11 protein-coding genes are annotated in these 12176 nt (G+C 70.7%); 2 read left to right on the top strand and 9 right to left on the bottom strand.

Going from position 1 to position 12176, the window contains the following annotated elements:
- Positions 1-18: 18 nt before the first annotated feature.
- The 3 genes from ABZ915_RS21010 to ABZ915_RS21000 form a co-directional block, all read right to left on the bottom strand.
- Positions 19-1395: a peptidase C39 family protein gene (locus ABZ915_RS21010; RefSeq protein ID WP_361804955.1), complete on the bottom strand. Its 1377-nt coding sequence runs from the start codon at positions 1393-1395 to the stop codon at positions 19-21.
- Positions 1396-1598: 203 nt separating this feature from the next.
- Positions 1599-3140: an amino acid permease gene (locus ABZ915_RS21005; protein ID WP_361804952.1), complete on the bottom strand. Its 1542-nt coding sequence runs from the start codon at positions 3138-3140 to the stop codon at positions 1599-1601.
- Positions 3141-3185: 45 nt separating this feature from the next.
- Positions 3186-4142, bottom strand: coding sequence for a hypothetical protein (locus ABZ915_RS21000; protein ID WP_361804949.1), 957 nt, complete (start codon positions 4140-4142; stop codon positions 3186-3188).
- Positions 4143-4392: 250 nt separating this feature from the next.
- Here ABZ915_RS21000 and ABZ915_RS20995 point away from each other — a divergent pair, with 250 nt between their 5' ends.
- Together ABZ915_RS20995 and ABZ915_RS20990 are read left to right on the top strand one after the other, a co-directional pair.
- Positions 4393-5013 (top strand): hypothetical protein, encoded by a 621-nt coding sequence (locus ABZ915_RS20995; RefSeq protein WP_361805129.1) that lies wholly within the window; start codon positions 4393-4395, stop codon positions 5011-5013.
- 431 nt (positions 5014-5444) lie between these two features.
- Positions 5445-7310 carry an AAA family ATPase gene (locus ABZ915_RS20990; RefSeq protein ID WP_361804947.1) on the top strand — a complete coding sequence of 622 codons (1866 nt, stop codon included), beginning with the start codon at positions 5445-5447 and terminating at the stop codon, positions 7308-7310.
- A gap of 41 nt (positions 7311-7351) precedes the next feature.
- Here ABZ915_RS20990 and ABZ915_RS20985 read toward each other — a convergent pair whose 3' ends face one another.
- The 6 genes from ABZ915_RS20985 to ribH form a co-directional block, all read right to left on the bottom strand.
- A complete protein-coding gene (locus tag ABZ915_RS20985; RefSeq protein WP_361804944.1) occupies positions 7352-8437 on the bottom strand; it encodes a hemolysin family protein in 1086 nt (361 codons plus the stop codon).
- Entirely contained in the window at positions 8434-9768 is a 1335-nt protein-coding gene (locus ABZ915_RS20980) for a hemolysin family protein (protein ID WP_361804941.1), read from the bottom strand. Before ABZ915_RS20980 ends, ABZ915_RS20985 begins: the two co-directional genes overlap by 4 nt.
- A 204-nt stretch (positions 9769-9972) precedes the next feature.
- Positions 9973-10428: a PH domain-containing protein gene (locus ABZ915_RS20975; RefSeq protein ID WP_361804938.1), complete on the bottom strand. Its 456-nt coding sequence runs from the start codon at positions 10426-10428 to the stop codon at positions 9973-9975.
- Positions 10429-10461: 33 nt separating this feature from the next.
- Complete coding sequence (gene hisG, locus ABZ915_RS20970; protein ID WP_361804935.1) at positions 10462-11310, bottom strand: ATP phosphoribosyltransferase; 849 nt, start codon at positions 11308-11310, stop codon at positions 10462-10464.
- Positions 11311-11371: 61 nt separating this feature from the next.
- A complete protein-coding gene (locus ABZ915_RS20965) occupies positions 11372-11644 on the bottom strand; it encodes a phosphoribosyl-ATP diphosphatase (RefSeq protein ID WP_007491392.1) in 273 nt (90 codons plus the stop codon).
- A 34-nt stretch (positions 11645-11678) separates the two neighbouring features.
- Positions 11679-12164: a 6,7-dimethyl-8-ribityllumazine synthase gene (gene ribH, locus ABZ915_RS20960; protein WP_361804932.1), complete on the bottom strand. Its 486-nt coding sequence runs from the start codon at positions 12162-12164 to the stop codon at positions 11679-11681.
- Positions 12165-12176: the final 12 nt, after the last annotated feature.

Below are 12176 nucleotides of genomic sequence, written 5' to 3'. Positions count from 1 at the left end.
TTGGTCACAGGCAGCCGGTCAGCACACCCCCACCCGCGCGAGCGCCCTGCGCCGGCGGGGGGTCGGACGGTCCGGGAAGTACAGGTAGCAGACGCCGCCCGTGCCGGAGACGACCTTGCCGCTCGCGTTGTACCGCTTGGTCCTGAGCCAGATGTTCTCGAACTCCCGCCGCAGGTACACGCGCCGTACCGCCGCGTCGCCGGGCGAGGCCGGGTCGTTGGCGATCACATCCCCCTCGGCGGTGAAGCCGATCACGGTCATCAGGTGGCCCGAGGTGCCGTAACCCGCGCCGGTCAGCTCGGTCTTGAGGAAGGACTGGGACGTTATGGCCGGGATGCCGGCCGCGATCAGCGTCTCGAGGTCGGTGAGCGAACCGAGCCGGGTGACCACACCTTGGAGGCCCCGGAAGGTGGCCGCGTAGGCGGCGTTGAACGGCCAGTTGCCGCAGCCGGCGTACTGGTAGTCGTAGGTGGAACGGGCCGCGTGACACACCTGCGGATCGGCGTAGGACGGGTCCACCCAGGACAGTTGCTCGGGGGTGAGCCGGCCGCCCCAGTACTCGATGATCATCTGCGAGGAGGTGGGGCTGCACCAGGCCTCGCCGCCGTTGTCGTACTCGGGGTACTGGCCCGTGTGGATCTCCTGCGAGTAGCGCGGGACGATCAGTTCCCGGGCCAGGCCGGGCGTGGAGGCCGGGACGGTGAAGCGGTCGGGGATGTCGGAGCCCATGGCACCGATGCGCCGGACGACGGGGGTGAGCTCGGTGCCGGGCTTGCGGTAGAGGGTCAGCCGCAGCCGGTAGGACACCAGGCGCAGACCGGTGGTGGCGTCGTCGATGGCGAAGGTGTCGGTCCAGATCGTGCTCTTGCCGTCGGTCTGGTCGTCCACCGAGGTCCGCTTGATGTCCTGGTCGCCGGCCGCCCAGCGGCCCATCACGTACCAGGGGGTGTCGGTGCCGTCGGAGTACGTGCCCTGGAGCTCGACCTGGAGCCAGGTGCCCGCCGGGGTGTGGGCGTTCCAGGAGGCGATCGTCTCGGTGGCGGGGACGGAGAGCCGGTGCACTGGCGAGGTCCAGGTGGCGTACTCCCAGGCGGCCGTCGTGCCGGTGTGCGGGTCCGTGTAGTCGGTGCTGCCGGCCGGGGTACCGATCACGAGCCCCGGGCGAGGGCCCGGTACGGCACGGGTGCCGTTCGCCGTACCGCCGCGCCAGTCGGAGTACGAGGTCCAGGCGTGGTAGTCGACGGGGCGGTCCGGGGTGTGGCCGCCCGGGGTGTGGCCGGAGTCCTCGGCGTCATCCCCGGCCGCGGCGGCCGCGGGGCCGGCTCCGGAGATCACCGCGGCGGCGACGGCCGCGGCCAGGACGGTTCTGCGGGATGGCTGTTCGGCTGTGCTCATGGGCGGAAGACCCCCAGGTGTCTGGTTTCGGGCGGTCCGATGCACGGCTGTGCGGCAACTATGAAGCAGGCGGCATGCCCCTGCCAGCACTTCGGCCCGCGCCACGCCCATGAATATTGGTCTCCGCCACTGGCGGTCCCGCGGCACGGCACGGCCCCGGCGTGCGCCTGTGAGGTGCGCGCGCCGGGGCCGTGGTGCGAGGGTCAGACGAGGTCCATCGCCGCGACCTCGTCGGGGCGGCCGTAGCTGACCGGGCCCTGGAAGCGGCGGCGGGCGGTGGCGAACCACCACACCGTGGCCACCAGCAGGACGACGGCCAGTGCGATCGGCGCGTAGTTGAAGGAGTCGACGGTGATCGGGGAGGCCTGCGGCAGCATGAACAGCACGCTGCTGAGCAGGATCCAGACCACGGCCAGCCAGCCGATCGGGCGGCCCCAGCGGCCCAGGTGCCAGGGCCCGGGCTGGAACTCGTCGCCGAGCCGCAGCCGCAGGAAGATGGGCACGGCGTAGGCGAGGAACAGCCCGACGACGTTGACGCTGACGATCGCCGTGAACGCCGTGTGCGACCACCAGCCCGGCAGCACCAGCACGAGCGAGCAGCCCACCGCCAGCCACACCGCCTTGACCGGGGTACGGGTGCGCGGCGAGACCGAGTGCCACCAGCGGGAGCCCGGCATGGCACCGTCCCGGGAGAAGGCGAAGATCTGCCGGGTGTTGCTGGTGAGGTTGGCCAGGCCGCAGAACAGCATCGAGCCGATCACGATCAGCAGCAGAGCCTTGGCCCATCCCATGCCGAGACCGTCGATGAGGATCTGGACGGGCGGCGCGGACGAACCCGCCACCTTGGCGTAGTCACCGATGCTGTAGACCAATGCCAGCATCAGGATCAGCCCGGTGATCGCCGAATACCCGATCGAACGGGTGATCCCCTTGGGTGCGTTCACCGTCGCCTGGACGGTTTCCTCGGACATGTGGAAGCTGCCGTCGAAGCCGGTGAAGGTCCAACTGGTCACCAGCAGCCCGAGCATCCCGCCGTAAAGTCCGTTGGTGAAGCCGGTGTTGTTCACGAAATGGGTCACGAAGGACGCCGACTGGTGGTGGTCCGGCATCACGATCAGTGTGGTCACGATCACCACGAGTCCGACCAGCAGCCACCACACGGAAATCCGGTTGAGGACGGCGACCAGTTGGACGGTGTAGGTGTTGGCCAGCCCCTGAAGCACGATGATCACGGCCGTGATCAGGACCGTCTGGTGGACGGTGGGCTCGTAGGAGTCCCACTGAAGGGCGACGAAGGCCTGGATGAAGGTAGCCGCCGCGTAGCCCGTGGCGGCGGTGCCGCCGATCTGGCCCACGAAGTTCAGCCAGCCCGTGAACCAGGACCAGGCGCCCTTGTGGCGTTTGGCGAGTTTACCGGCGGAGAAATACAGCGCCCCGCTCGTCGGATAGGCCGAGGCCACCTCGGCCATGGCCGCGCCGATGAAGAGCACCATGATCGAGACGCCGATCCAGCCGAACACCAGAATGCGGGGGCCACCCGCATTCATTCCGTAGCCGAAGGACGAGAAAATTCCCGAGATGATATTGATGATGGTGAAGGAGATCGCGAAATTGTCGAACGCCTGGAAACGGCGGGTGAGTTTCCGCGGATAACCCATCGCGTGCAGGGTCGCGTCGTCGTCGAGCGCGGCCGGGTCCTCTCCCCCGCGGGCTCTCGCCCGTGGAGTCGATATCCGTTCTGACACAGATCGACCTTTCTCTGGGTAGGGAGACGAGCAGAAGTCGGGCGGTCATGCGGGCCCCGGCACCGGCAGGCCGCAGGCGCGCCGGGCACGGGAGAGCTGCTCCGCGGGGTCGCCGAAGGCGCTCCAGGGCATGCGGGACGCATAGGGGCCCATCGCCGTCAGGACCGCCCGGGCCTCGAACTCGCGCTGGGCCATGACCAGCGCGTGTGCGAGGTAGGCCAGGTCGAGCACCGGGGTGTGGCGGTAGCCGGCCACCGTGGGCAGCCAGTTGTGGTAGATCGCGAGTGCCGTGGAGCGCCACTGGGGCTGCTCCCACACGCGGTCGGCGAGCAGTTGGGTCGGGTTGTAGCTCTCCACCAGGGCGACCAGGGGCAGCAGCCGCAGTGGGGAGTCGGCGGGCGCCCGCTGGCTGAGGAAGGCGGCCACGTCCCAGGCGGCGTTGACCGAGCCGCCGTGGCGCGTGAAGAAGAAGGACAGGAAGCGGTGGTGGGCCTCGCGGTGCCACGGGTCGAGGGACAGCACGTGCGCGAACAGCCGCCAGGGGCCGGGCGGGGCGGTGAGCAGGCCGTGCGGCGCGGGGTCGCGCAGCCGGTGCAGCCGGGTCATGGCCAGCTTGGCGACCCAGGGTGTGGGGTCGGCCGGAGCCAGGGCGGCGGCCCGGTCGCAGGCGGCCAGCGCGATCCGCTCCAGCGCCTCGGCCCGCTCGTCCCGGGCGTCGGCGGCCCTCAGTGCCCGCTGCACGGCCACCCGCGCCCACATCAGCGCGGCTTCGGGCGTCGGCTCCTCGGCCAGCCAGCGCTCCACCAGGTCGGTGCCGGCGGCCTCGGAGGCCAGGACGAGGGAGCGGTGGGCCCGCAGACCGAAGTCCGTGCCCGTCTCGGTCAGGGCTTCGTGGGCGCTTCGATAACGTCCGGCGCGCACGTCGACGCATACGCTCGCCAGCACACGGTCGTCGGCCGCCGGATGCCACACATACTGCCCCTCGAATAACTCCGCGGCCATCTACCCCTGTCCGTCCCCGTACGACGCGTCGCAGTTGCGCAGGAGGCACCTTACTCAGCGGCGGGCACAGCGGGAACGCCGAATTCGACATATCGGTCAGCAGATTCGGGTATTAATCGGCGAGTTTGACTGGCTGCCAGCCGGTGGTTCAAGGTGTGACGTTTTCGGACCCACCGGTACGGCCGCTATGGGCCGCTACTAGAATGTTTCCGGAAAACCCCCCACACCGCACCACACCTCAGGAATCGCCATTCACGACCTCGCCTCCCGGCTGCGCGCGCTGCCCCCCTCCTGCGGGCCGGTCCGCATCGTCGGCGTCGACGGGCACGCCGGTTCCGGCAAGTCCACGTTCGCCGGACGGCTGGCCACCGCGCTGGGCGGGGCGCCCGTGCTGCACCTCGACGACATCGCCACCCACGAGGAACTCTTCGACTGGACCGGGCGCCTGCTCGCCCAGGTGATCGAGCCGCTCGGCCGCGGCGAGACCGCGCGCTACACGCCGTACGACTGGCGCGCCCGGCGCTTCGGTCCGTCCCGCGCGCTGCCGCCCGCGCCCGTGCTCCTCGTCGAAGGGGTCGGCGCCGGCCGCCGCGCCCTGCGCCCGCACCTCGCGCGGCTGCTGTGGATGGAACTGCCCCGCGAGGACTCCTGGACGAGGGGGCGGCTGCGGGACGGGGCGGAGCAGCGGGACTTCTGGGCCGGATGGGTCCGAGCGGAACACGCGCACTTCGCCGCCGACCCCTCGCGGCCGTACGCCGATCTGCTGGTACGACAGTCACAGGAGGGGTACGAGGTGCTGCCGGGGCCTGGTGTGTCTCCTGGACCGGACCAAGATGTCACCCAGGGTGATGGACCGTCCGCGGTGTGCTGAAGTTGTGAAGGCCCCTGTCTGAGAACTTGTTCGAGTGCCTCAACTCGGCTTGACCGGGGGGCCGTACAGGTCTTACGTTCTCAATGTGCGGCCTTTCGAAGCCGCCCGCCTACGCGAAGCCCCCGGTTGTTCCCCCGTGATCGGGGGCTTCGTTCTGCCCGCGGCCCGATTTTCGGGTGCCATGCGCCGCCATTCGCTCACCCAGGGTCACCATTGCGTGTGCGCCCCGTCTGCTCCCACCTCGCCGAACGGCTCGTGCCGCACCCTTCGGCGGGGGGATGCCACGCGGGTACGATGCCTTCGGTGCGACCATCGAACTGCTGCTTCGCGCACCTGCAACTCCGGTCCGCGGTACAGCGGTTCGACCAAGGCTGCCATCGGGCGAGGGTCCGGTCGGTGAACCTACGGGGGCACGGTTTGTGGGGGACGTGATGGACTTCGGCACGCGGGGCCCCGAGGCCCCGGCCGACCTCGCCTGGCTGCGAGGTGTGGACGCCTACACGATGGGTGCCTACCCGTCGGCGGAGGAGGAGTTCCGCGCCGCGGTGCGGATGGATCCCGGGATGGCCGACGGCTGGCTCGGGCTGCACGCGCTGCGCGTCGACACGACGACCGCCCTGCTCAGGATGTTCCGGCACCGGGACCGCTTCGGGGAGCAGCGCACCCGCCACCGCCGGACCCTCAACTCCTGGTACTGGCTGGGCTGGTGGGTGCAGCCGGTGCTCGAAAGCCCCCGCGACCTGCTGCTCGCGCACGCCTCGCACTGGCTGGACGGCCGCCACGTCCCGGAGCTGGACCGGGCCCTCGCCGGGCTGCCGCCGGTGGACACCGACCCACAGGTCCGCTTCCTGCACGCCTGCCGCGCCTACCTGGTCAAGGACTGGGAACAGCTGGTCCGGCACACCGACCCGCTGCTCGACGACCCCCTGCTCGGCATCGAGGCGGGCCTGTTCGGCGGCATGGCCCGGGTCCGCCTGGAGATGTACGGACAGGCCGAGCCGCTGCTGTCGGCGGCCCTCATGCGCTGCCGCAGCGAGCAGCCGCAGCGCAAGGAGCTCAGGTACTGGCTGGCCCGGGCGCACGAGGGCACCGGCCGCAGCGCCGCCGCACTCCCCCTGTACCGGGCGGTGCACCGCGTGGATCCGGCCTTCATGGACACCGCCGCCCGGCTCGCCGCCATCGCCGAGGGCGACGGATACGAGGACGCGGTCGACCTCGCGGCGATCACACTCACCGGAATCGGCCAGGACACCGTCGACGGCCCCGACGTGCTCGACCCGCTCTTCGGGACCGAGGGCCGCGACCTGCGGCTGACGGACGCCGACCTGCCGCCGGCCGGTGCGATGCCCTCGGTGACCGATCCGGCGGTGCGCGCCAAGACGGTCATGCCGTCCTCGCCGCTGCCCGCCGGGCCCACCGACCCCGCGTTGCTGGAGGAGGCGCTCACCGAACTGGAGCGCATGGTGGGACTGGAGCCCGTGAAGCGCCAAGTCAAGGCGTTGTCCGCGCAGTTGAACATGGCCCGGCTGCGGGCCGGGCAGGGGCTGCCGGTCCAGCCGCCGAAACGGCACTTCGTCTTCTCCGGCCCCTCGGGCACCGGCAAGACCACCGTCGCCCGCATCCTCGGCCGCGTCTTCTACGCCCTCGGCCTGCTCGGCGGCGACCACCTCGTGGAGGCGCAGCGGGCCGACCTGGTCGGGGAGTACCTGGGCCAGACGGCTGTGAAGGCCAACGAGCTGATCGACTCCGCGATCGGCGGGGTGCTGTTCGTCGACGAGGCGTACTCGCTGTCCAACTCGGGATACGGCAAGGGCGACGCGTACGGCGACGAGGCCCTCCAGGTGCTGCTCAAGCGGGCCGAGGACAACCGCGACCACCTGGTGGTGATCCTCGCCGGTTATCCGGAGGGCATGGACCGGCTGCTGGCCGCCAACCCGGGGCTGTCCTCCCGCTTCACCACCCGCGTCGACTTCCCCTCCTACCGTCCCCTCGAACTCACCTCGATCGGCGAGGTGCTCGCCACGGAGAACGGCGACGTCTGGGACGAGGAGGCGCTGGACGAGCTGCGGTCGATCGCCGGGCATGTCGTCGAGCAGGGGTGGATCGACGAGCTGGGGAACGGGCGGTTCCTGCGCACGCTGTACGAGAAGAGCTGCGCGTACCGGGATCTGCGGTTGTCCACGTATCCGGGGATGCTGACCCGGGACGACCTGGCCACCCTGCGGCTTCCCGACTTGATGCAGGCGTACGGCGAGGTGCTGTCGGGGCGGGGGCCGCAGGATCCGTCGGCCATGTGACCGACCGGCGGACCACCCGCCCGCGCCAGCACCGGGCACCGTCAGCTCGCCAGAGCCTCTTCCGGCTCGTCGCTCGCCCGTGGCTCGCTCACCCGGGGATGCGGGGCTTCCCGGTGGGCCGGGTCGCGTACCTCACCGACCAGCAGCTCCAGCACGTCCTCCAGCGTGACCAGGCCGAGCACCTTGCCGGAGGCGTCCGCCACCTGGGCCAGGTGGGTGGCCGCGCGCCGCATCACCGTGAGCGCGTCGTCGAGCGGCAGCTCGGCCCGCAGGGTCGTCATCGGGTGCCAGATGTGCTGCGGCACGGCCCGGTCCGACTCCTCCAGGTCGAGTACGTCCTTCACGTGCAGGTAGCCCATGAAGGCGCCGGTCTCCGCCGCGACCGGGAAACGGGAGTACCCGGTGCGCGCGGTCAGCTCGACGATCTGTCCAGGAGTGACCGAAGGATTCACCGTCACCAGCGACTCGCGCCCCAGCAGCACATCGGTGACCGGGCGCGAGCCCAGTTCCAGCGCGTCCTCCAGGCGCTCCCGCTCCTCGGGGTCGAGAAGGCCCGCCTGGCCGGAGTCCTCCAGCAGCCGGTTGAGCTGCTCGCTGGTGACGACGGCCTCGACCTCGTCCTTGGGCTCGACCCGGAAGAGCCGCAGGATGCCCTGGGCGCAGGCGCCGAGGGCCACCGTGATGGGCCGGCACAGACGGGCGAAGGCGACCAGACCGGGGCTGAGCCACAGCGCGACCTTCTCCGGGGCGGCCATCGCGAGGTTCTTCGGGACCATCTCGCCGATGACGAGGTGGAAGAAGACCACGGCGGCGAGGGCGATGACGTACCCGAGCGGGTGGATCATCCCCTCCGGCAGCTGGATCCACTCGAACACCGGCTCGAGCAGGTGTGCCACCGTCGGTTCGGCGACCGCGCCCAGGGTCAGCGAGCAGACGGTGATGCCGAACTGGGCGGCGGCCATCATCTGCGGCAGCCGCTCCAGGCCGTACAGCACCTGCCGGGCCCGGGCGGTGCCGAGCGGCTCGATCTGGCTGCGGCGGACGGAGACCAGGGCGAACTCGGCGCCGACGAAGAAGCCGTTGGCGAGCACGAGCAGCCCGGCGAAGACCAGTTGCAGGACGCTCATCGGACGGCCTCCATGACGTTCACCGCGGGGGCCGTGCGCACCAGGCGGACCCGCTCGGCACGGTAGTGGCCGACCCGGCGCACGGAGAGCCGCCAGCCGGGCAGTTCCGCCTTGTCGCCGGGGGCCGGAATGCGGCCGAGCAGGTCGGCGACCAGGCCGGCGACGGTCTCGTACGGGCCCTCGGGCACGTCGAGGCCTATGCGCTGGAGGATGTCCACGCGACAGCTGCCGTCGACGTCCCAGGCGGGTTTGCCGTCCTCGGGCGGGGCGGCGGCGAGCTGCGGCACCAGCTGGCCGTCGTGCTCGTCGCGGACCTCACCGACGAGTTCCTCGACGATGTCCTCCAGCGTCACCACGCCCGCGGTGCCGCCGTACTCGTCGACGACGACCGCGATGGGCTGTTCGCTGCGCAGCCGGGCCAGCAGGGGCTGGACGGGCAGCGTCTCGGGGACGAGCAGCGCCGGGCGGGCGATGCTGCCGACGGGCGTGCGCAGCCGGTCGTGCACGGGGACGGCCAGCGCGTCCTTGAGGTGGGCCATGCCGACGATCTCGTCGATCTTCTCCCGGTAGACGGGGAAGCGGGACAGGCCGGTGGCGCGGGTGAGGTTGACCACGTCCTCGGCGGTGGCCGAGGACTGCAGGGAGCTGACCTTCACGCGCGGGGTCATGACGTGCTGCGCGGTCAGCTCGCCCAGCGACAGCGTGCGCACGAACAGATCGGCGGTGTCCTGCTCCAGGGCGCCGGCCTGGGCGGAGTGGCGGGCGAGGGAGACGAGTTCGCCGGGGGTGCGGGCGGAGGCCAGCTCCGCGGCGGGCTCGACGCCCAGGGCCCGTACCAGCCGGTTGGCGACCGTGTTGAGCGCGGCGATCACCGGGCGGAACAGGCGGGCGAAGCGGTGCTGCGGGCCCGCCACGAACCGCGCGACCTGCAACGGCTTGGACACCGCCCAGTTCTTGGGCACCAGTTCGCCGATCACCATCTGGATCGCCGAGGCGAGCAGCATGCCGACGACCACGGCGACACCGGAGACGGCGCCCCCGGGGATGCCGACCGCCGCGAACGGGCCGTGCAGCAGCGACGCCAGGGCCGGTTCGGCGAGCATGCCGACGACGAGGGAGGTGATGGTGATGCCGAGCTGGGTGCCGGAGAGCTGGAAGGACAGCTCCTTGAGCGACTCCACGACCGTACGGGCGCGTCTGTCGCCGTCGGCGGCGGCCTTCTCCGCGTCGGGGCGTTCGACCGTCACCAGACCGAACTCGGCCGCGACGAAGAACCCGTTCGCGAGAATCAGCAGGAACGCCGCTCCGAGGAGCAGCAGGGGGGTGGTCATGATGCCGCCGCCTCCCCGGTATGTCGGGAGGGGGCGGCGCAGGTACTACAGGACGATCCGTCCATCGCCGGAGGGAGTCACTCCTCGGGTAGCAGGAACCCCTGTGCACCAGGCGGCACGCAGGGGTGGAGGCGCAGCGAAAAACGCCTCCGTCACCAGATTAATCAAGACACGGGCCGATACGGCAGGGTCGAGCTCCCCCAGTCAGCCCTGATCTTCCGTGGCGCGGGCCGTCGAGCGGGCCTCGGCGAGTGCCCGGAGGGTGCGCGCGTCGGCGATGGCGCGCTGCTTGGCGATGCCCGGCTGGATGCCGAGGGCGGGCAGGCTGGTGCCGTCGCTGAGGTCGAGGAACACCCAGGGATCGCCCGGACGGAGGTTCACCTGGAGGATTTCCGCCCAGTCCAGGCGCCGTTTACTGGCGATGTTGACCACGGTGACGCCGGTGTCGTCGGCGACGACCTTCACCCGGGCGAGCTGGGCCAGCGCGCCGAAGATGAGCGCGCCGGTGAGGACGAAGCTGAGCCGCTCCCCCGGACCGAGGTGCTCCAGCAGCATCGCGATCCCCGAGATCACCACGAAGATCGCCAGTCCCGCGGTGAGCAGGATCACGCGGGTGTGCCCCGGCCGGAAGGTGACGGGAAGATCGGGAAGGTCGGACATCTCTGCTCTACCCCTGCTTGCCTCTCCTGCCGTTCAGAGGCGGCAGGCGTGGATCGCGGTGGTCAGGATGGCCCGGGCACCGATCTCGTACAGGTCGTCCATGATCCGCTGGGCCTCCTTGGCCGGGACCATGGCGCGGACGGCGACCCAGCCCTCGTTGTGCAGCGGGGAGACGGTCGGGGACTCCAGGCCCGGCGTGAGCGCGACGGCCTTCTCGAGCTGCTCGACGCGGCAGTCGTAGTCCATCATCACGTACGTCCGCGCCACCAGGACGCCCTGGAGGCGGCGCAGGAACTGCTGCACCTTGGGCTCTTCGGTGTCGGCGCCGGCCCGGCGGATGACGATCGCCTCGGACTTCATGATCGGCTCGCCGAAGACCCCGAGGCCCGCGTTGCGCAGGCTGGTGCCCGTCTCGACGACGTCCGCGATGACCTCGGCCACGCCCAGCTCGATCGCGGTCTCCACGGCACCGTCGAGGTGGACGACGGAGGCGTCGACGCCGCTGTCGGCGAGGTGCTTGGCGACGATGCCCTCGTAGGAGGTGGCGACCGTCCTGCCCGTCAGGTCCTCGATGCCGTTCGCGGTGCCCGGCTTGGCGGCGAAGCGGAAGGTGGAGCGGGCGAAGCCGAGCGGGAGGATCTCCTCGGCGTTGGCGCCGGAGTCGATCAGCAGGTCGCGGCCGGTGATGCCGATGTCGAGGCGGCCGGAGGAGACGTAGATCGCGATGTCGCGGGGGCGGAGGTAGAAGAACTCGACCTCGTTCTCCGGGTCGACGATCCGCAGCTCCTTGGACTCGCGGCGCTGCTGGTAGCCGGCCTCATGCAGCATCTCCGCCGCAGGGCCGGACAGTGAACCCTTGTTGGGGACGGCGATGCGCAGCATGAGGTCGGCTTCCTTTGCTCGTTCTGCTCGGGCAGATGTTCGGACGGGCGTGCGGTACGGCTCAGAGGTGGGCGTAGACGTCGTCCAGGGAGATCCCGCGGGCGACCATCATCACCTGGACGTGGTAGAGCAGCTGCGAGATCTCCTCGGCGGCCGCCTCCTTGCCCTCGTACTCGGCGGCCATCCAGACCTCGGCGGCCTCCTCGACGACCTTCTTGCCGATGGCATGGACCCCCTTGCCGACCAGCTCTGCGGTGCGGGAGGTGGCGGGGTCGCCGTGGGCGGCCTTGTGCTGGAGCTCGGTGAAGAGCTCCTCGAACGTCTTCTTGGACATGGTGGCGCCCACTCTACGCGGTGTGCCGCACGACCTAGTGCCACGGTTCAGATACTGAGCGAAGCGTGACCGCGGTCGCCACCGCGGCGGTCACGGCCTCGTGCCCCTTGTCCTCGTTCGAGCCCGCGAGTCCGGCCCGGTCCAGCGCCTGCTCCTCGGTGTCGCAGGTCAGCACGCCGAAGCCGACGGGGACGCCGGTCTCGATGGAGACCTGGGTGAGGCCCTGGGTGACGCCCTGGCACACATAGTCGAAGTGGGGGGTGCCGCCGCGGATGACGACACCGAGGGCGACGACCGCGTCGTAGCCGCGTCCGGCCAGGACCTTCGCGGCCACCGGGAGCTCGAAGCTGCCGGGGACCCGGATCAGCGTGGGCTCGTCGATCCCCAGCTCACCGAGGGCGCGCAGGGCGCCGTCGACCAGACCGTCCATCACCTTGTCGTGCCACTGCGCCGCGATGACCGCGACCCTGAGGTCGCTCGCGTTGCGTACGGACAGTTCCGGTGCACCCTTGCCGCTCACGTCTCTCCTAAG

This window comes from Streptomyces sp. NPDC046915 (assembly GCF_040644935.1).
Lineage (GTDB): Bacteria > Actinomycetota > Actinomycetes > Streptomycetales > Streptomycetaceae > Streptomyces.
The sequence above is the reverse complement of the archived record's forward strand: the minus strand, read 5'-3'. Positions and strand labels throughout refer to the sequence as shown.